The 21,720-nt window shown below is 60.1% G+C and carries 4 protein-coding genes and 1 pseudogene; 2 read left to right on the forward strand and 3 right to left on the reverse strand.

Translation table 11 applies throughout. From position 1 onward, the window contains the following. Window positions 1-351: 351 nt before the first annotated feature. The gene (locus LCM4577_RS29065) at window positions 352-7,440 is read right to left on the reverse strand and encodes a shikimate kinase (RefSeq protein ID WP_338012048.1); all 7,089 of its coding nucleotides are present in this window, start codon (window positions 7,438-7,440) and stop codon (window positions 352-354) included. 2,342 nt (window positions 7,441-9,782) lie between these two features. Here LCM4577_RS29065 and LCM4577_RS29070 point away from each other — a divergent pair. Beyond that, the gene (locus LCM4577_RS29070) at window positions 9,783-11,978 is read left to right on the forward strand and encodes a Ulp1 family isopeptidase (protein WP_157900512.1); all 2,196 of its coding nucleotides are present in this window, start codon (window positions 9,783-9,785) and stop codon (window positions 11,976-11,978) included. A 63-nt stretch (window positions 11,979-12,041) separates the two neighbouring features. On the opposite strand, the pseudogene LCM4577_RS29075 reads toward LCM4577_RS29070, so the two are convergent. Together LCM4577_RS29075 and LCM4577_RS29080 are read right to left on the reverse strand one after the other, a co-directional pair. Further along, window positions 12,042-12,863, reverse strand: a pseudogene (locus LCM4577_RS29075) (transposase); the annotation flags it as partial. Between the two features lie 82 nt (window positions 12,864-12,945). Further along, the gene (locus tag LCM4577_RS29080) at window positions 12,946-13,089 is read right to left on the reverse strand and encodes a hypothetical protein (RefSeq protein WP_157900513.1); all 144 of its coding nucleotides are present in this window, start codon (window positions 13,087-13,089) and stop codon (window positions 12,946-12,948) included. Window positions 13,090-13,697: 608 nt separating this feature from the next. Between LCM4577_RS29080 and xopAD the strand changes: the two genes are divergently transcribed. Next, window positions 13,698-21,674: a XopAD/skwp family type III secretion system effector gene (gene xopAD, locus LCM4577_RS29085; protein ID WP_071074413.1), complete on the forward strand. Its 7,977-nt coding sequence runs from the start codon at window positions 13,698-13,700 to the stop codon at window positions 21,672-21,674. Window positions 21,675-21,720: the final 46 nt, after the last annotated feature.

Here is a 21,720-nt window from a genome sequence, read left to right on the forward strand (position 1 = left end):
TGCGAACTCTGCCGATCGATGAATTGATATGGTAAGGGACTCGACGCGTCATCGTTATCGACCCGTTCACGATCGCCGCTAAGCTGGCGGTCCATAGGCATATGGCGTGGGTGCGGAACGGTGCTTTTTCCTTTCAGACGCAAGTCAGCGAATGCTTTTGCCGGCGAGCGCTTGGCGGCTGCGGCGGCGTTTTGGGTCGTGAACAAATCCGGCCCGCGATGAGGCCATCGACGATGGCCCCTGACTTCGTTTCGGCGGTTATTACACTCTCGTATTGGCGTTTTCACTGCCCAGCGACTTGAAAAGATACAGAGGGCTCATTCATGCGCTCCCTTAGTTCCTGTGCTTTGTCTACGGTTTATCCTGGTGATGCGACCCTATCGGCGACCTGCTGATTGGCGGCCGCGTTCGGCACAGATGGGCGTATAGCGCGCTGAGGCATGGATCCGCGTTCTTTTTGTCTTGCTGGTGAGGCGGGACGAAGGTGAGATCGGCTTGTTGGTAGAATGGTCTGCGCTCATCGATCAGTTGGGCGAGCTTTTGCTCCTGGTCAGGGCCTCGCAGCAGCGGGCGGCTGGTATCCCTTTTGAGGCGCTTTTTGATCACCTCCAGCTTGGTATCGAGCCAGATCGAGACCGCCTTGTCGCTGATGAGACGGCGGCTCTGCTCATGCATGAACGCGCCGCCGCCGGTGGCGATCACCGCGGGCTCTGCCTCCAGCAGACGGGCGATCAGTTTCGCCTCCATCTCCCTGAAGTAGGCCTCGCCTTGCTCTTCGAAGATTTGCGAGATCGATTTGTGGGTCTGCTTTTCGATGATTTCGTCCGTGTCGCGGAAGGGAAGCTGCAGTCGCTTCGCGAGAGCTGGGCCGATGCTGGATTTTCCGGCGCCCGGCATGCCAACGAGTACGACCGGCCGACCGCCGAGGGCCGCGAGGACTTCCTTCGCCTGTGATGACCCGACGGTTTGCGGCATATTCGATTGCCCGACAGGTCGCAATTTCAGGGCTGCAGTGACGCTTGCCCCGCGCTCACCTTCGGCTTCCCAATGAAGCACGGCGAGAGCGCCATCGGGGACTGGGACGGCTTGGCAGTTTTCCATGACGCGCTGCATGAGTTGCTCCGCAGGAACATCCCCACCCACCCGCCGCAGCTTGTCCAGCTGCTTGTATGTGTGATGATTGGCGAGCTTGGCTTGGTAGCTAGCCGGCGTATGGAACTCAACCTGGAAGCGATAACCATGCGGTGTGGCGAGCACGCTCTGGATGCCGCTGAAAGTCGGATTGCGCATCCTGAACCAGTTGCTTGTGTGGCGTTCGGCGTAGCCGCGCTCGTCGAAGGCCAGGATGGCTTTCTTAAAGCCACGGGTAAAATCCTGGTCGGGGAGTTCGAAGATGTGGCGGACAGCGTTGCTAATCAGCTGCGGCGCGCTGCCAGAGGGGGCGTTCAATCCGGTGAGCTGGTCAGCCATCGAGCCTTCCGATCGCACCCGGCGATCGAAATGAGGCATGTTCACCGGGATGCCGGTCTGCCTGAGGCTCTCGGCAACCGAGATTGCTGCTGCGGTGATTGCCTCCTCTTCAACTCTCGCGCGCCTCGCCTCGATTTTGGCCTGCTCCGATGCTTCCTGGCGGCTCAGCGTTACCGTCATATCGGAATCCACTGTGGCAGGGCGGCGGCCGGAGCGTTCGGGCAACAGGCCGTTCTGTGCGGCGAATTTGATCGAAGCCTCCATGACACCGGCCGCCAGCGTGGGATTGTCCTTCAGTTCCTCCAACGTCGCATCGACATCGAACCTGCCCTGGCTGAGTGTCGCCGCCATGCTCTTGACGTAGGGCACGGGCTGCAAGCCTGGCGTCTGGCATAGGAGCCGCTGCAGCTCATGGCTTTTTTTCAGAAACCGGCGGGTGCCGGTGTCGGATTTATAAGCATCCGTCCCGACTTTAATGCCGAGGCTCAGCAGATTGCTTGTGCTCTCGACGAGGTCGTCCGGATTGTAGCCATCCGGGGAAGGATCTATCCGGGCTTGAGTGTGGTCGAGCAAAAGCTGGACGCGGTCGCGAGGCTGGGACGTTGCCGGATAGCTCTCCGCCAATTCCTGGAAAAGGTTTGCAAGCGCTGGGCTCACTGACGGGCTTAAATCGTCCACGGTCTCGACGGTTGCGGACAAGTTTTGCTGATCCGCCTTCCCCGCCCATGCCGCGAGCTCGGTCACGAGCAAGGCGGCCATCTCGCGCGCGACGGGATGCCGGGCGACCTCGATCTCCTGCCTCGCCCTGGCGAGTGTGTCCTGGATGTCCTGGCCCCGCACCTCTTCCGCGTTCAACAGGTTCGCGATGTCCCGCCTGAGCTCGTGGTGAATGCCCTCGTAGGTGCCGAAGACAGCACGCTCGGCAAACCAGCGTCGCGCCTCGTCGGACTGCGCCAGAAAGTTTCGTTGCAGGCAGCTATAGGTTTCCAGGACGTCCTGTGTGGTGGCAAGGATCTGGCGGGCACGACTGAACTGGTAGCTATCGTCCTTAAGCGCCGGAGTATGCGACTTCGCYGGCTTGAGTGAGCGAACGCCGCGCTCTTGCTCCTTCTCATCGAACTGCCGCACATGCTCATAAAGCTGCGGTCGGTCGCCGATGATGATGACCGCGTCCCCGTCGAAGTCGCCGTCAAGCTTCTTCTGTTCACTGGTCGGGATAGCAACCAAAGAGCCCGGAGCAAACACCTCCGTCGCCTGTAGAATGCCTATACTGTCGACCGGCGTGTCCACTTTGGCGCGATCCTTGCCGTGTGTCCAGCTCGAATGCGATTTGACGTCTTCGGCGGACAGCACCAGCTCACGCTCGGCGTAGTCGGCCGGCCACATCTTATCTGGCACGACGATCAGAATGCCTTTGGCAAAAAACATCGGATCGTCGCCCGCCAGTTCTTTCCCGTTCTTCTCAGCGACATTGAAACTGTATTGAATGGCTACGCAGCCGTCCAGGAAGGCCGCAGTCGGATCCCCGTCACCTGCCGACCTGACTTGCTTGGCGCCAAATGGCCGCAGGTTAGCCTTGTCATAGGGGGCTCGCCCGATCAGCACGCCATCCCTCCCCGTCAAGGTCTCGCTCTTGAGCGTGGGCACATGGACGCAATCATCACTGGACGGTACGGCGACCGCGCCGGGAGCGTCGATGTGTCCGGCCGTCACGGTGCGAAACAGATCCTCGGCCCCCAGCTCTTGTCCTTCTCTGCTGTCGAGCCAGGTCTTGGCCTTCTCGCGCGTCTCATCCGCCACCAGCTCGCTGCGCGGATAATGTTGCAGCGCCGAGGCAGGAACGGACGATCTCCTTGCCTCAGCAAAAGCAGCCACCCGATCGAGACCTTGGCCTTGAGCGGCCCGACGAACAGCCGGCATACGCTCGGCCAACGAAGCCTTGATGAAGCCGCAACCGTCATGCGGTCTCAAGGCGATCGGGCCTTCCGGCCCCGTCAGCCTGAAGGGGTGCGCCTCGCCCGTGGGACGGTCCGGCAGCAGTGACAGTTTGAAGGCTCCTTCGAGTGCGTAGTCGTGGGGCCCTAGACCTTTGACCGCCGGGGGCGCGGCAAAGCCTCGACGCTGCGTGTAATAATAGGCTTCCTTGAATGGCGCCCAGTATCGCGACAGCTGCTCGAACGCCGTACCCGGAGCGGTTTCGGCATATGGAATTGCCAGCAGCTTCCCCCCGAGCGCCTGAGCCGCCGTTTCGCCTGGAGCGCGGGCGGCGATCTGGGCGAGGGTCTTTTTCGGCGGTTTTGACTTGCTGCCGCCGAATAGATCCATCCGGTATGGCACACCCTCGACGCTCAATGTCCGTCCCAGCATGAAGGCGCTCGGCTTTCCCGGCAGTTGTACCGCGACCACCTTCACCGCCCCCGAGGTCAGGCGATGGAAAGTGGAATAGCGCGTCTCGGGCTCCGTCGGCAATCGCCGCCCCTGCATGTCCACCACCGGCAACTGCATCAGCCCCGCATCACCCTCCGGCGGTCTCGGCTCGTGATCCATAGCGCGCAATACCTTATGGACATCGAAGACGGCGGCTGGATGTCGAGCTTGGATCAGTGCCGCATTCTGCGCCATGAACTCGTCCAGCGCCTCGACCGGCCCCTCTGCCTCGATCTGCGCGATAAGGTTCCAACTCATGTTTGAAAGGTCGCCTTCGATGAGGCCGCGCGTGCTGGCCAGGATCTCCCTGGTTCCGCGATGCAGCTCATCCCGACGCCGCTTCAAAGTGGAACTTTCGGCATCGACGTAGGGCCTCTTGTAAAGCCCCTCAAGAACAGCACGAGCCTTGAGCACTTGATAAATCGACAAGGCGGGACAGCGGCTCGAATTCGGTCCAGCGATCCGCTCGGCCTCGCTTGCCTTCAGTTGCGCCTTGATCTTGTGCTCCACGACTGGTTGAATGTCGTTCAGCAGGTTCAAAGTCTGCCTGCGGTGCCAGCGCAACGCCCTTTGGGAGCTGCGCGCTAAAGGCACCAGAGCGGCGCAGAGATTGCCCATGGTCTCGAGGTTCTCGGGTGCAAAGCCAGAGGTCCGACGCAATGCCTCGAGCCGATCCAAGCCTGCCCGTGCGAGCAGACCCAAATCGTCATGCAACTGCGCCTTCGCCAGCGCCTTGAAGATATGCACGATGCTTAGCGCATCGGCCTGCTCCAGGCGATCGCTGGCGTAATGAAGATGATGGGCCAGCTGATGCAGCCGATCCCTCAGCAGAGCGGTGTCTGCAATCTCTCCGGCGTCCTGTCCCCGTACGACGCCGCGCCCCAAGATATTGGCGATGGTGCCGAGCGCGACGGTAGTGAACGTGCTAAATCTTGGCCCCGCCGCGCCGAACCCGCGCGCGATATCCATGATCGCCCCGTGGCATACCGGTTGTTCGGGCCATTTGCCGAAGCCATGCAGGACAATAGCAAGTTGCTGCGAGGAGAAATCGGACAGCCCCCCGGTGCGGTCGGCGCGACGACGGACTTCAGCAGCAATTGCGACCGAGGCGTCCCCGCATCTCGTCTCGTCAGTCCACTTGCTGAAACCGTTCACCAAATTTGCCAGATCCTGCGGATTGAAAGCAGATAGCTGCTCGGCGCGATTGGCACGGCGAAGCACATCGCCGGCGATCGCGACGGTAGCCTCGCGACAGCCCGCCTCTGCCGGCCACTTGCTGAAGCCATTCACCAGGTTCGAATGTTCCTGAGCAGTAAAATCGGTCAGCTGGGCGCGGCGGCGGCGAACCTCACCGGCAATCGCAACTATGGCCTGGCAACAGCCCGTCTCATCCGGCCATTTGCTGAAGCCGTTCACCAGGTTCGCCAGAGACTGCGGGGTACAATAAGATAGCTGGCCAGCGTGGTCAGCGCGGCGCCGGATCTCGCAACCGATCGCAACGGTAGCCCGGCGACACTCTACCTGTTCCGGCCATTTGCTGAAGCAACCTACCAGGTTGGCCAGATCTTGGGGATCAAAGACGGACAGCGCGGCGGCGCGGCGGCGAACCTCGCCGGCGAGAGCGACGGTGGCCGCAGCACAACCCGCCTGCTTTGGCCATTTGCTGAAACCGGTCGCCAAGTGTGCCAGATCCTGCGGGCTGAAAGCAGATAGCTCATCGGCACGGTCCCCGCGATGAAGCATCTCACCAGCGATCGCGACCGTCACGTCACCACAGGCTGCTTCATCTGGCCATTTGCTGAAACCGAGCGCAAGGTTCGCCAACTCGCGCGAATCAAAGCCAGGGAGCCGGCGGGCACGGCGGCAAAGAACCTCACCAGCGATCGCGAGCGCGGCCTCGCGGCAGTTCGCCTGATCGGGCCACTTGCTGAACCCGTTCACCAGGTTTGCCAGATGCTGGTGGGCAAAACTGGAAAGTCGGCCGGGGCCGCGGCGAACCAGCTCGCCAGCGATCGCGACCGTGGCGCTACTACAGCTCACTCGGTCCGGCCGTTTGCAGAAGCCGTTCACCAGATTCGCCAGTGCCTGCGGAGTAAAATCGGCCAGCCTATCGGCGCGGCGACGAATCTCACAGGCGACCGCGACCGTGGCTTCGGCACATGACAACTCGGCAGGCCACTTGCTGAAGCCGTTCACCAGGTTCGCCAAGTCCCGCGAATCAAAACCCGAGAGCCGGTTGGCAAGGCGACGGACTTCACCGGCGATCGCGACAGCGGCAAGGCGTGAACTCTCTTGTCCAGGCCACTTGCTAAAGGCGTTCACCAAGTTTGCCAGGTTCTGGTGAGTGAAATTGGCGAGCCGATCCGCTCCAGTGGCGCGGCGACGAATCTCACCCGCGATCTCGAGGGTGGCCGCACCACACCCCCCTGTGTCAGACCACTTGCTGAAGCCGTTCACCAGGTTTGCCAGACCCTGCGGAGTAAAATCAGATAACGCATCGGCGCCGCGGCGAAGAACTTCTTTGGCAATCGCCGCCGTGGCCGCGCCACACCCTGTCCTCTCCGGCCATTTGCTGAAACCGTTCACCAAGTTCGCCAAGTTCTGCGAATCAAGAGCAGAGAGCCGGCTGGGGCCGCGGCGAAGCACCTCACCAGCGATCGCGCCTGTGCCGTCACCGCAGCCTGCAGCTTCCGGCCATTTGCTGAAACCGTTCACCAAATTGGCCAGTTCCTGCGGATGAAAATCACAGAGCCGGTTGGCTAGGCCAGCGCGACGGCCGACCTCGCTGGCGATGGCAACCGTGGCCGTGCCACACCCCGTCTCTTGCGGCCATTTGCTGAAACCGTTCACCAGATTCGCCAAATGCTGTGGCTCAAAACCAGCAAGGCCGTTTGTCCGTTCGGCGCGGCGACGGACCTCACCGGAGACTGCGACCGAGGCAAGGCGTGAGTTTTCCTGTTCCGGCCATTTGCTGAACCCGTTCACCAACAGGGCCAGGCTTTGACTGTCGAGTTCCCGAAGCACTCCGCTTTGCTGGCAACAAAATTCAGCAATGCTGCCCATTCCGTTTTGGCAGGCCGGCACCCGTGGATATCGACTGAACGATAACGCCAAGAGCGCAAGCGCTTTGGGCTCGACATTAATGAGTTCGTGGGCAAACGTAGACAGCTGAGCTGCCATGGCCCGGCAAGCTTCCATGCCTGCCGGGCCTTCCTCGCGGCTCACTGCATTGCAAACTGTGGCATATCCCCATGTTTGCCGGGCGCGGATCTCGTGCTGCCAGTTGGTGACAAATCGAGATTTGAACTGGGCAGCGGCCTGTTGCAGGAATGTTGCAAGTTCCGGCATCTTCAGTTCTTTGCGATAGCGCACCACAGCCATTGAGAATTTGCGGATGTCACCAGCGAAACCAATGTCGTGTAGGGCGCCATTAAGCAGTTCTTGCGAGTTTGCAGCGCGGCCATCCCGCCTCGCTCCATGGTCGATAGGTCGCTCGCCTGATCTAGCAGCCATATCGGGTATGCTTTGTCGATGCGGCGGCAACGCGTCGATGCGAGAGCTTCCGGCCGCTTGATGGCTGCGGCAGGGTTCGCCGCCGGGCTGCCGCCTTGGTCCGTTCCGTTGCGAGATCCCGCCGTGATCGTCCCGCCCGGCTTTATCGTCGATAGGCCGTTCACCCGGTCTGGCAGCCGGTTCGCTCACGCTTTGCTGGCGCGGTGGGCGCGCGGCTGTATATGAAGGTCCGGTTGATCGGTCGCCGCGCCAGGATTCGTCATCAGGATGTAACAAGCCTTCTTCTCGGGCTGGCCCCTCGCCCTCCGGCACCGAGGGGAAACGGCGACGCCGCCCACTGATTTGACCTAGAGCAGCAGCCAAAAGTCGGCGTGAGCCAAGCGAGGGACCGGCAGGGCGATCGCCAGCAGCATTTTCGGCTTGGGGCGCAATGGGAGCGGAAGACGTCGCTTGGTTTTGAGGCCCAGAGTGCATTCGCTGCACGACGGAATTGAACGATTGACTGCCTTCTTCGGGGGCGCGGCCTGACTGCGGGCACGGACCGCTCGATCCCCGCGTGCTGCCGGACTCAGCACCTCCCGTGTGCGATCTTCCAGATCGTCCAATGCCCGTCATATCCAATCTCCAATGCGGGCAATGCGCCCCTATAGTGTCGAGGCTGATCGCTCATCCGTAGGGCGAGCTGCGATGGACCGGGCATCCAGGCGAAGATGGTCTTCACGAAACGGGATTTTGAAAAGTCTGACGCTGGCCATGCCCTCATTAGCCGCTCGAAGCGCATGTGACCGAAGTACCCGCCCCATTGGTCAGCTCAATGCGTGAGACCCCATCGGTTCCGTTCGAGGTCTTGTCGATCGCCCGGATGCGATCGCTTGCACGGCATCGGCGGCCGTCCCCAAAAGTTTCCCTTAATCCGAAGCACACGCAGTAATCGCGGCAGGAGATTTCGCACGCACGTCGGCGGCATGGAAATAACGGGAACCGCAGTCATCAAGCCCTGCGCCAAAGGCGACGATGTCCCTCTGCGCGCCCGCAGGTTCTGGCTTCGCCTTCTCGGCGTGATGACCTTGCGCGCGGGGGTGCTTCGCATTCTTTGGCGGTCATCCCAATCCTACCCGTAGCACCCGACAGACATTGATCTTTCGCAAAATGTTTTCCTGAGACAATGGCAAAGCTTCGACCATCACACATAGCCGTCCTTACCTGACATAAACCTGACCTGCGCTCGGCCAAAATGCTGAAATCGCCAAAAGCGAAGACCACTGGAACTACTGCGGCATCGGGGGCGCGGGCTGCAGCCTGAGAGAACTGGAAATTTGTCTCGACACTGTCCTGGGCAACAGGGCGCGTGTCGTGACCACAAGACGAGCCGCAATGGCCTGATCCGCTCGATGGGAAGTGGGAAGCAGGCGGCGAGAGCTCAATAGACACGGCGACGGTCGAAGCGGCCTGTCAGCGGCCTTCGAGGAGATCATATCTCCCTGTTCATTCCCGCTCAGCCATCCGAGTTCGCAACCAGTTTGAACATCAAACGTCAGATGGCAAATCAGTAGCCCCGCCATTGCCACTCACAGGCCGCGCACTCCAACATCTGTGAAACTACCGGCACTTACAAACGTGCTCGTCAGCCTTCTGACAGCTAAATGAGGGATATACCGAACGTTGAACAACGCAAAGCCTTCGAGCCGTTAGGTTCGATCGGAATGCAAATTCCGCATCCGAGCTTAGCTTAGGTCCAGCTGTGATTTGTCTCATCTATGGAGAGTGATTTGGAGCCCCACAACGGATGGTTTGATACGGACGCTTGGATGCGCGACTACGCTGCTCTGCAGGAACAGCAGCGGGTGCGGCAACAATCGGGAGGCATGCCCGAGGATCAAGCACGTTTTGAACAGCAACTGAGCGAGTTGCAGCTCAGTTCCGCTGGTGCGAGCCCCAGCGATACTACTTACCCTGAAGCTGGTATGCCTGACACTCGCCCTGCGAAGTCGCATGGATCATCCCAGCGCGCTGACATAGAGGATCCAATGTGGATGCCTCAGCGGTCCAAGTCACGAAATGGCGGGTCCAGCAGCACGTGCTACACCGGGCCCTCGGGAGCGCCTCCTGCTGTGCGGACGAAGGACGGCAAAGGCCGGCACCTATGGTCAAGTGTTAAGTCAGGTGTCGCCAAAGCCTTTTCGGGGCGTCGTCGCGAGGATTCGTCCGGCATGTCGGCGTCGGATGTAGTTCATTCAGAGCTTCGCATATATTACGCGAAGCGACGGCTCCCGACCGAGCCCTTCGAGACGGACAAAATCCTTGTTTCCAGGTTTTTGAGGGCGTCTCTCGGCAGCACCTTCGTGCAGACTGCCCAGAGGAATGCATCTCATTTGCACCAGTTCAGTGCATGGCTTAACCAGCGCGAGAGGGACCCAATTGCCGACCGGCTGAACGACCATGAGTTGGACAACGATGCACGGGAGTATGCGCAGCAATTTGACTCTACCGGCAGCAAGAAAATCAAAGATCAAGTCATAGAGGCATTGGAAAACATCCGACAAACCAATCTCCCACCAGCTGAGCTCACAGATGACGAGAGGCTTATTGGTGACTTCAGGGAGGCGGCCACATCCGCCGGCCGTTCGAAAGACACCGTTACTTGGTGGGTGGGAAGGCTGCATCAGTTCCGGACATGGCTCTGGTCCAAAGACTTGACGCTGACCAGCTTGCTTGATCTCCCCGAGGAGTTGAATCGACTTGCGACACTCTCTGGCACAAAGCGTATCCATGCGGCGTTGACAGTGCTCCAGGAGTTCCACGCCGCAAAAGTCGAGGAACGCGCCGCGAATTTCAACCCCCACCGCCGACAGCGGTTGGCTGCCCTCCCTGCCGAAGACGATGCGCTTATGACGCGGTTCAAAACGGCAGCCATGCAAGCCGGCGTTCCCAAAAACACGATTGACAGCAGCCTGATACATGCAAAAAAATTCGCCAACTGGCTCCATAAGAACGACAAGGAGCCGTTGGCTTCTCGGTTTCGAGATGAATCGCTGGCGGACGATTTAGACCTGTATAAAGCCGAGGGTAATGACCCTGAGAACCGTCTTCAGTCGACGCTGAATCATCTCCGGAGGCTCATGTCGGAAGGGTGCGGCTTCGAACAGATCGGGCCCGGCCCGCGTCTCATGGGGCGGCACCTCCTGCACCCCTATCCCGCAGACGCCCGTGTCATCGACGCGATGCTGGACGAAGCCATACGTGGACTTGGAGATGCGACTACGGCGCAAAAGCTGCCTTTTCAAGACCGGGCTAGCCGCCTTCGTGCCTTCAGTGACTGGCTCCAAAGGGAAGGTAAGAGCAACATAGTTGACCGGCTTAACGATGCTGACCAGCGACGTGGCTTAAACGCAGATGCCAAGAACTTTAGGAAGGTTTCACCTCGGCTCTATGGAACCGATTTCACGATGCTTCGGCAATACCTGCAACTTGTCGAGGCGAATAGAGCGCTCGGGTTGCGGGGTCCCGAGGAGGCGGATTCGTTTGCCGGGGAAGGCGCCCAGCACGCCAGCTCGTTTCAAGAGTTTCCCTCAGCTCAGAATACTCCGTCCGAGGGAGCTTGGGATTGTCTCAGGACGCAGATGCAGAGCTCCGCGCCCCCGTCTGCAGAGCTTTCCTCAGCTCCGAATACTCCGTTCGAGGGAGCTTGGGATTGGCTCGGCACGCAGATGCAGAGCTCCGCGCCCTCGTTTGCAGAGCCTTCCTCAGCTCCGGTTACCCCGTTCGAGGGAGCTTGGGATTGGCTTACCACGCAGATGCAGTCCTCCGCGCCCTCGTCTGCAAGGTCCCCATCGTCAGACATCTACCGCGGTCTTTCCCCTCTGGTTGATTTGCCCTCCACCCCGTACGAGTTGCGTGACGATGCTCACTATGCACCGGGGTTTCCGAGCACATCGGCGGATGCTCAGATAGCGGCGTTGAATCAGACAGCCTCGTTCCACGGCCACGGTGGGCTAGAACTCGGCGCCAGGGATTGGCTGAGCGACGAGCATATCGCGGCGGATTACGCGCTTCTGATTCAGGAGCTGCAGCGGAACAATCCGGATCTCGCCTCCCGCACGCGGCTCGTGGATCCGCTCATAGCCCACTATCATCTGCGCTTGGGCTCCGACAGCGTGGCGTCGCGCGCCTTCCAGCAGATTGTCTATGATCAGGATGGTAATGACACAGCCGACTTCCTGTTCCTGCCGCTGAACGATGCCAGTGCTTCGGATCCCAATCGCCGCGGCAGCCATTGGTCGCTGCTGCTCGTTGATCGTCGCGAACGGGCAATGCCGGCTGCCTATCACTACGATTCCGCCGTGGGATACAACGACGGGCCTGCAGCACTGCTCGCACAACGGCTGGGCGCTCGTCTGGAGCCTGCCCGCATGACCCAGCAGAGCAACGGCTATGATTGCGGTGTCTTTGTGCTGGACGGGACGCGGGCATTGGTTAGGCGCCTGGCGCAAAGACGACGGCCGGGCGTGCTGCACCTCGACAACCTCGTTGTCGATCGGCTGGCACTGCAAACCCGACTGAGGCGCTGACTGGCTGGCTGGCTGTAGCGACATATGTGGAACGGCCACGCGACAAGCGGTTTTTTAGACATATCACGCAGCGGGACCGGTGCGCCCATATGTGGGGCCTTGATGCGCGGTCGAGCGCCGAGCTTGAGCAGCCTGAGCCGCAGCGTAGCCAACTCGGCGCTGCGCAGATGATGCGTCGTGGGCACCGCCTTCGCGCAGGGTAAGCATCAGCCAGTATGCGGCGGTGTGCAGGACAAGACGGACCTGGTTGGCAATCGGTGGGCGGCAGGAGGTACGGTCGGAGGCGAGCTGGCTCTTGTGCATCTTGATCAGGTTTCGGCCCGGCCGCGGGCGCAGTAGATCACGTCGTAGATGTGCTCGGCGGAGCCTTTGTCGAGATTGGTGACGACGAAGCGGATGTCGAGGCCATCGTGGTTGCCTCGATGCGAGCGCAGGCGCGACGTTTCGTCTTCCAGGATTTCGCCTTGTAGCGGTTTCGGCATAGCCGCGCAGCACCGACTTCCGCTCGAGCGCGCGGCGGGTGCGGATATCGTCGGCGCTCTCGTCGACGAGCCGCTGCAGAACCTTGTTGCCGGGTTGGCCGAAGGGGTAGTCGACGCCGTTGTTCTCGCACCTGGCCATGACGTGCGCCCGGCCATAGTGGCCATCGCCGCGGATCAGGATGCGGGTGGTCGGCCAGCGGGCACGGATGCGGCGCACGAGGCGGCGCAGATAGCCGCGGATCTCCTCGCCCGTCGGGGTCTTGCCGAGGCGCAGGACCATGGCGACCGGGCGACAGGTCGCGGCGTCATATACATGGATCGGCATAAAGCAACGCCTGTAGTAGTGGGCGTTGAAGAGCGACAGCTGCTGATGGCCGTGAACGACATCAACCGTATCGTCGACCCTATCGTCGTGCATAAAACGGGCTAGGTCGCAGCTTTGCTATCGCGGCGAGGTGGTGCTCCCTGCGCCCAGCCCCTCGGCATCATAACAACCCCTCAAGACGACCGCGAAGGAGCGTATGAAGGGCCGACAAGCCATCGTTCACTATCTGAAATTCGTTTGCGCCGCCAATGCCGATGCCTTCATGGCCGTCCTTCAATACATTGCACATGTCAGGCATCGTCATGATCCACCTCAATTTCGGCTAGCGCACGTCAGGGTTTCGTCAGTCGCAGGGAGTATTCCGTGCCAGAGCGCGCGATTGTTCAAAAACGACGATCCGCACGCTGGTTGTGGCGAATTACGTCTCGTCGGCGCTGCCGAAGGAGCTTCGCTCGCTCAGGTCGCGGCCGCACTGTGTAATCGGCGCATCATCGGTTGCAAGGGAGACGGCTTATGACAGGAGTTAACCGACGTGCGAATGCGCCAGGCGGATCAGGCCCCCGCTGGTCCCATGCTGGGTCCGATATTGGCGCTGGAAACGATGCCACGGCGTTCAGTTCGGTCATGCAGGGTCTGCACTCTGACAGTCGAGATTCAGGAACCTCCTCCGCTCAAAGGCCGCCTTCGACCAGCGATGCCCGACACCGCCCCTCACATGACCCTTCGGTAGATGCGCGTGACGTTCAGCCTGATGCTCGCTATCTGCCGGATCGCAGCGCGACAAATTGGGAGGAACGTTCATCGCGTTCCGGTACGGAGGGCCACGGTACCGGTCAGTCCAGCAGATTGCGGCCAAGTGCCTCGCACAGGCAATCCGCAACAGGCCTGGATCGCTCATCAAAAAGGCGGCGCATGAGTGGTGTCGCCGCCCAGAGCAGTGCACTCTCAGAACAAGAATCTAACGAAGGTCTAGACGCAATTTACTTCGCCCGGGACATCGTTGGATTCTCGTGTGCAGTAGTGGAGTATGACAGGCGGCTGCAGGGAGCGGATGACGGAATCCATGCAGACTTCGTGCAAAAGGCCGCCGCCCAGTTCAGAAGTCAATTTGTCACACGTTTCGAGGAAGATATACGCCGCGGGAAATCATGGGGCTATGCCACAGCATGCAACGCAGTAAGTCGCGAGGCCGGAGGTGAGGAAGGCGTCGACGCCTGCAAGGCGATTGCAGCTCGGGTGTCGCAGCTTAATGATAGGTTGATGTGCGAAGTGGAGCCCAAAGCTCTTTCGCTCTTCGCGGCGTCGTTTGGTCGGCATCCGCAGTCGAGAACGTGCCGCAATGCAACGATCAGAATAGCCCAATTTTGCCGCGATGAAGACAGGGCACTTGGGGGGCTGAATAGTCAAAGTCTGTCGTTGCTGGTGAACGGTTTTAGCAAGTGGCCGCAGCGGCCGGAAACTCGTGGGGGCGCGGAAGCCGTTGCCCGTGAGGTCGGCCGTCGCACCGAGCGACGTTTCCGGCTGTCTGATTTTGCGCAGCAAAACTTGGCGAACCTTGCAAATGGCTTCGGCAAGTGGCCGCAAGCAGGCGATTGCCGCGACGCTATGATTGCGCTCGCCGGGGAGGTCCTTCGCCGCACTCGCAGCGACCCCGGGCTCTCCGCTTTCAATCACCAGGACCTTGCGAACCTTGTAAACGGCTTCGGCAAGTGCCCGGAAGAGGAGGTCATTTGTCAAGCCACCGACATGATCGCTGGCGAGGTCCTGCGTCGCAGCCGGCACTCCAGGCTCTCTGAATTTACTCACCAAGAGCTGGCAAATCTTGTGAACGGCTTCTCCAAATGGCCGGCGCAGGACTCATTTCGGAGAGCCACAGTCGCGATTGCCGGGGAGATCCTGCGCCGTGACCAGCATTCCCGACTCTCCGATTTCAATCAGCAGGAGCTAGCAAACTTGGTAAACGGCTTCAGCAAGTGGCCACAAGACGTGTCGTCTCGCCAAGCCACGAGCGCGATCGCCGTGGAAGTTCTGCGTCGTGACCGCCGTTCCCGGCTCTCCGATTTCAACCATCAGGATTTGGCAAACTTGGTGAACGGCTTCAGCAAGTGGCCCGAAGACGTATCGTCCCGCCAAGCCATAGTCGCCATCGCCACACAACTTTCCAGCTGCGCCCTTAATGAAGGGCTCGCTGATTTTACTGCGCAGGAGCTGGCGAACCTGGTAAACGGGCTGAGCAAATGCCCCACCAATGCGGGCTGCCACCAAGCCACAGTCGCGATCGCCAGTGAGGTCATTGGCCGCCGCGATCAACTTTCTGATTTTACTCACCAGAACCTAACAAACCTCGTTAACGGTTTCAGCAAGTGGCCGGACATGGCGGATTGTCGCGAAGCAGGGATCGCAATCGCCGGCGAGATTTTTAGCCGCGTCGACCAGCTCCCTAGTCTTACTCAGCAGGCACTGGCGACTTTGGTGAACGGCTTCAGCAAGTGGCCAGCAGAGGCGGCATCTCAGCAAGTCTCAGTCGGGATCGCCAGCGAGGTCCTTCGCCGGGCACGGGGCGACGCTGGGCTCTCGGACTTTGATTACAAGAACCTGACGAACCTGGTGAACGGCTTGAGCAAGTGGCCGGAGCAGGTGGCATCTCAACAAGTCGTTGCCGCGATCGCCAGTGAGGTTCTGCGCCGCGCCGAACTCTCGGATATTCCCCCCCAGGACCTGGCGAACCTGGTGAATGGCTTCAGCAAGTGGCCCGAAGAAGAATGGTCTCGCCAAGCCACCGGCGCAATCTCCAGCGAGGTCCTCCGCCGCGATCGGCTTTCTGACTTTACTCACCAGAACTTGGCGAACTTGGTGAACGGCTTCAGCAAGTGGCCGGACGGGGAGGGCTGCCGCGCCGCAGCCATTGCAATCGCCGGTGAGGTCTTTCGCCGCGCCGACCAGTTCTATGACTTTGCACCGCAAGCGTTGGCGACAGTGGTGAACGGTTTWAGCAAGTGGCCGCAAGACGCGTCGGCTCGCCAAGCCACAATCGCCATAGCCTCTGAACTGCGTCGCCGAGGCACGCGCCAGCTCGAGCTCTCTGAATTTAATCGCCAGGACATCGTGAACTTGGTGAACGGCTTCAGCAAATGGCCCGAAGAGGCGGATTCTCAGCAAGCCGCAGACGCAATCGCCAACGCACTTTTTTGCCGAGCCGACCGGCTCTCTGATTTTACTCACCAGCAGTTGGCGAACTTGGTGAACGGTTTTAGCAAGTGGCCGAATGGACCGAATTGTCGCGAGATGACGTTCTCAATCGCACGGGAGGTCCATCCCGGCCAGCTCTTTGACTTTGCTCCGCACGAACTAGCGAATCTAGTGAATGGTTTCAGCAAATGGCCGCATGCGGAGGACTGCCGCCAAGCCACGATTGCAACCGCGCATGAGATTCTGCGCCGCGGCGCCTTACTCGGCGATTTCGCTCACCAGCATTTGGCTAATCTGGTGAACGGTTTCAGCAAATGGCCGGAAGCCCCTACCTGCCGCGACGCGGCGGCCGCTATCGCAGAGGAGGTTCAAGGCCGTCAGCTCTCTGATTTTGTTGCCCAAGGACTGGCGAACCTAGTGAACGGTTTCAGCAAATGGCCCGAACGGACGTCATCTTATCAAGCCACGGTCGCGATCGCCAACGAGGTTCTTCGCCGAGGCACCCGGCACTCTCAATTTACTTCGCAACATTTAGCCAATCTGGTGAACGGTTTTAGCAAGTGGCCGGAAGAGACGAACTGTCGCGACGCGATGCTCGCAATAGCATCAGAAGTTCATGGCCGCGCCGTTCGGCTCTCCGATTTCAGTTCGCAGGAGTTGGCGAATCTAGTGAACGGTTTCAGTAAATGGCCAGACCAGGCCGGTTCTGAGCAAGCCACAGTCGCCATTGCCCACACGATCGTTCACCGCGCCGTCCGCCTCTCTGATTTTACTTCGCAGGAACTTGCGAATCTGGTGAACGGTTTCAGCAAATGGCCGGAATCGTCGTACCCTCGCGATGCCACGTTCGCCATCGCGGGCGAGGTTCTCCGCCGCCCCGCCCGGTTCTCTCAATTTACCTCACAACATTTGGCGAATCTGGTGAACGGTTTTAGCAAGTGGCCGGAGTCGCCGGAACCTCGCGAAGCCACGTTTGCGATTGCCGCTGAGGTTCTCCGCCGCGCCGACCTCTCCCATTTTGCCCCGGAGGGACTGTCGAACCTGGTGAAYGGTTTCAGCAAGTGGCCAGACGGGGAGGACGGCCGCAGAGCCACAGTCGCGATCRCCAGTGAAGCACGTCAGCGCCAGTTCGCTGATTTCGCTCCGCGGTTAATGGCCATCTTGATGAACGGGTTTAGCAAGTGGCCGGAAGAGGAGACGTGCAGGCAGTCCACAATTGACATCGCGCGCAGCTTAGGTGCTCGGGGACAGCGATTTGGTGTATTCACCACACCTCAGCTTAGCCTGATCGTCAATGCTCTGTCGCGAATGATCGTGAGGGCAGAGGACAGTGGCGAGATAACAGACGCCGTTCTGCCGAAGGATCGGTTGCACAAACTCGCTCACTATCTGAACTATGATAATGAGCGGCTGGCGCAGGCCGGCCCTTTAGACATCACGATCATTTTCAAGGGGCTGGGTAAGGCTCGACTGGTCGACGATCTCGGTTTGCTGGCATCGGCAGGGTTGAATCGGCTCTCGGAATTGCGTCAAGCCCCTGGTTTTGCGACGCAGGTCGATCTGGAAACGATGGGTAACATGTGTGCGGCTCTGTTGCCATTGGCGCGCAGCCCACAGAAGCCGCTGCGCTGGCACCGCAGGCAGGCTCTGACGTTGCTGAACGACCTTCAACCGGTTCTTGAGCAGAAGATTGAAGCGCATCTGAACGCAAGCGATGCCGAGCGGACGCGCGGGCCGCTTGCGAGCCGCTCCCCCGCACTATCGATCTACCAGACGCTCAAGGCGCGTGCGGTGCTGGAGAGACTATTCAGGTCGCCGTATGTCGAGGGTAAGCGGGCCGACTTGCGGGTGCGGCAACAAGAGCTGGAGGGCAAGACCAAGGATATCCTGCACAGGACGCGCGGTCTCATTGAAGGCGACCTTTCCAACATGAGCTGGAACTTGATCGCGCAGATCGAGGCCGACAGTCCGGTGGATGCGTTAGACCTGTTCATAGAACAGGATGCGGCGGCGATCCAGGCGCAGCATCCGGCCTCAGTGTTCGACGTGCTTCAGGTGCTGCAGAGCATGGATCACGAGCCCAGGCCGCCGCAGGGCGATGCAGGACTGATGCGGTTGCCTGTGGTGGACATGCAGGGGCGGCCGTTGCCCGGCGAGCCCGAAACACGCTATTCGATTTTCCATCGCCTGACCTCGGGAAGACTGCCCGTGGTCGCCGTGCAACTGCCAGCGACCCCGAGTGCATTCATGCTGGCGCGGACGCTCACCGTCGATGGCGTGCCATACCGCATGGACCTGTTCGGCGGTAGCAAATTGAAGCCGCCGCGATTGAACGTGTCTCAGGTTGCCGCGCGTGCCCCAGGCGAGCCAACAAAGCCTTCCGGGGGAAAGTTGCTGGCAATCCCTTATGCCGAAACCGCACCCGGCACTGCCTTCGAGCAGCTCTCGCGCGCCTGGGCACCTTTCAAGGAGGCCTATTATTACACTCAGCGCAGGGGCTTTGCGGCGCCTCCGGCGATCAAAGATCTATCTCCTCACGACTACGCGTTGGAAGGCGCCTTCAAATTGGTGCTGCTGCCGGACCGTCCCACGGGCGAGGCGCACCCCTTCAGGCTGACGGGGCCGGAAGGGCCAATCGCGTTGCGACCGCATGACGGCTGCGGTTTCATAAAGGCCTCGCTGGCGAATCTCATGCCGGCCGTTCGTCGTGGCGGCGAGCAGGAAGACGGTCCGGACCGGGTGCTTGCCTATGGTGAGGCAAAGAACACGTCCCTCCCGGTCTCGGCGCTGCAACATTATCCGCGCAGCGAGCAAGTGGCGGATGAGGCGCGCCAAAAGGCTCTGACCTGGCTACGTAGCAAGGAAAGGCTACAGTTGACGTCCGAAGAGCTATTTCGCACGGTTACGGCGGCAAACATCAATGGTCCGGGCGCAATCGCCGTCCCGTCCGCCGACAGCTGCCTGCATGTGCCAACGCTCAAGAGCCAGACCTTGAGCAGTGGCGGCACGCTAATCGGGCGATCCCCTTATGACAAGCCGAACCTGAGGCCGTTCGCCGCTGAGCAAGTCAAGTCGGCGGTCGATGGAGATCCGACCGCCGTGTTTCTCGATAACTGCACGGCCATCCAATACAGCTTCAATGTCGCGCATAAGTCTGGCGAGGAACTAGCGGCCGACGATCCGACTTTGTTTGCGAAAGGCGTTCTGATCGTGGTGCCGGATGAGATGTGGCCCGCCGACTATTCCGACCGAGGGCTTGTGATGTCTTCCGAGGACGTCAAGTGCCATTCGAATTGGACCACGGGCAAGGACCGCGCGAAGGTGGACACGCCGGTCGACTGCGTCGGCATCCTCCAGGCGACGGAGGTGTTTGCCCCGGGCTCGGTGGTTGCCGTGCCGCCCAGCGAACAGAAAAAGCTTGACGGCGATTTCGACGGGGATAGCGTCATCATTATCGGCGATCGGCCGCTGCTTTACGAGCATGTGAGGCAATTCGATAAAGAGGAGCAGGCGCGCGGGCTTGGCTCGCTCAAGCCGCCAAAGTCCCATACTCCGGCGATTGACAACGGTCACTACAAGTTCGGTCGCGCCAGCCAGATCCTCGCTGCCACGCGGAACGTTCTGGAAATCTACACCGGCTTGCAGCGAGGCTTTCTGGCTCAATCCCACGAAGCGCGACAGTGGTTTGCCGAGCGTGCCATCTTCGGAACGTACGAAGGCATTCACCCACAGCTCAAGCGAAATATTCGAAGCCTGCTGGAGCAGGAGCGGGTCAGCGCTCTGAGCTTTCTGGACGCGCGCGAGATAGCGCGGCGTGAGATCGTACTTGCCAACCATCCGGTCGCGCGCGAGATGGCCGAATTGCTCCTCGCCGAGCTCGAGGCTTGGGCCGGGAGGCTGGAGGAGCAAGCCCTGCCCGAAACGGACACGAGCATGAGCGAGGCTCCTGTCGCAGTAAGCCAACCGCTTTCCGCGCTATTTCCGGAACTGGCGGAGAGCTACTCGGTAACGACCCAGCCACGCGAGCGCGTCCAGCTTCTGGTGGACCGTTACCCTGCACGCATCGATCCGCGACCCGATGGTTATAACCCACACGATCTCGTGCAAAGTACAAACAATCTCCTCAGCCTGGGTATCAAAGTCGGAACTGACGCCTATAAATCCGACACTGGCGCCCACACATTTATGTTCAAGAGCGGGTACCTTCAGCGCCTGCTGCAACAGATCCCGGGCCTAGCCACCGTACCATATGTAAAGAGCACGGCGGCGGCTCTCCACCACGGAAGCTTTGATTCCGATGCAGCCTTGAAGGAGCTGAAGGACAACCCCACTCTGGCGGCTTCCATCATGGAATCCTCGATTAAGTTCGCTGCGGAGCAAGGCCTTCTGTCCAGGCCCTCCAACCTCCGGCTCGCCGTCGGAGATAGCGACATGACCATAACGCTGAACCGCGAGGAGGCGTTGGAGCGCGCCAAAATCGAGTCGTCGCGTGCCAAAGAGGTGGAAGAGAACATCACTGCAGCGGCGCTCGGAGTTGCCGCGAGTCTCAGGAAAGCCGGCATCCAAGTGAATATGCCTCATCTTGAGCACAGGCTGAGGTCGGACGCCTCCATGACAGACCAGCTCTTCGGCGTGCAGGTCCCCGTCGAAGCCGGCGCCCAGCTGATCGGCAACGCTGTACGTCATCTTTACGAGCTCCCCGACAAGGAATTTACGCCCGCCTTCAAGAAGGCCATTCTAGCCTTCGAAGAGCGAGGCTATTCGGAGGTCAGCACAATCAACTGGTTCAAGACGCGATCTCCAACCTTTGTCGGCATCAAGACTGTTCTCGCCACGCCTGAGGGCTACCGCTTTGAAGTAGAGTTCCACACGGCCGACAGCTACAAGGCCAAGATCGACAATCATGACACGTACAAGGAGCTGCAGAAACTGCAGGAGCTCCAGCGAGGCAGCCGAGAGTCCCTGGATCCCTCGATAGCCGAGCCACTCTTGGAGCGTGTGCGAAACGCTTGCAACAAGGTTGTCATCCCTGACGGAGCCATAGGGATCCCGCACTGGGAACCCGACGCGGATAGTTCAGTCGGTGCCAGTCTAATTCGTCGATTGAAAGTGGAGCCGCCTAAGCACACGACGGCGCGGTCCGCGATCGGACAAGAAATTCTTGGCGCTCTGGGCTCGCGACCGATCGTGCTTGTCGGCATGAAGGGCGCTGGGAAATCCAGTTTTGGCCGGGTGCTCGCCAGACGACTGGGGCTGAAATTCGTCGATGCGGATAAGGAGATCGAGGCTAAGACTGGCAAGTCCATAGCTAAGATCTTCGCTGAGGATGGGGAGGTGCATTTCAGAGATCTTGAGATGAAAGAGATAAAGAAGTCGCTCGAACAAGGGCCGAAGGTGCTCGCAACCGGCGATGAAACGTTCATGTTCGAGGAAATTCGGCATCTTGTCAGTGCGAAGGCGGTCTCAATCTGGCTCAATACCCACGAGAACGTGATCAGGCGCAATCAGAGGCACGAGCGTCTCAAGACTAAAACCGACGATCAAGACCAGTCCGTCACAGATCTGATGCGCGTGCGTAATCCTGTCTATCAACTTGCCGATCTCACGATTGCCCCGCAGCACCAGCGAGATCTTAAGAGTGCGGATGCTTGCCTGAGCGCGTTGCACGCCCACCTATGCGGCGAGGGCAGGGAAGCCTAAACTTGTGTCGTGCCATGGGTAAGGACGGTGATGGCGTAGGTCAGCA

Origin of the sequence: Mesorhizobium sp. LCM 4577, assembly GCF_001854795.2 — a bacterium.
GTDB classification, from domain to species: Bacteria; Pseudomonadota; Alphaproteobacteria; order Rhizobiales; family Rhizobiaceae; genus Mesorhizobium; species Mesorhizobium plurifarium.

Coding starts and splice junctions, on each gene's coding strand:
- LCM4577_RS29080 (WP_157900513.1), bottom strand. CDS start 13,089: ATGACGATGCCTGACATGTGCAATGTATTGAAGGACGGCCATGAAGGC.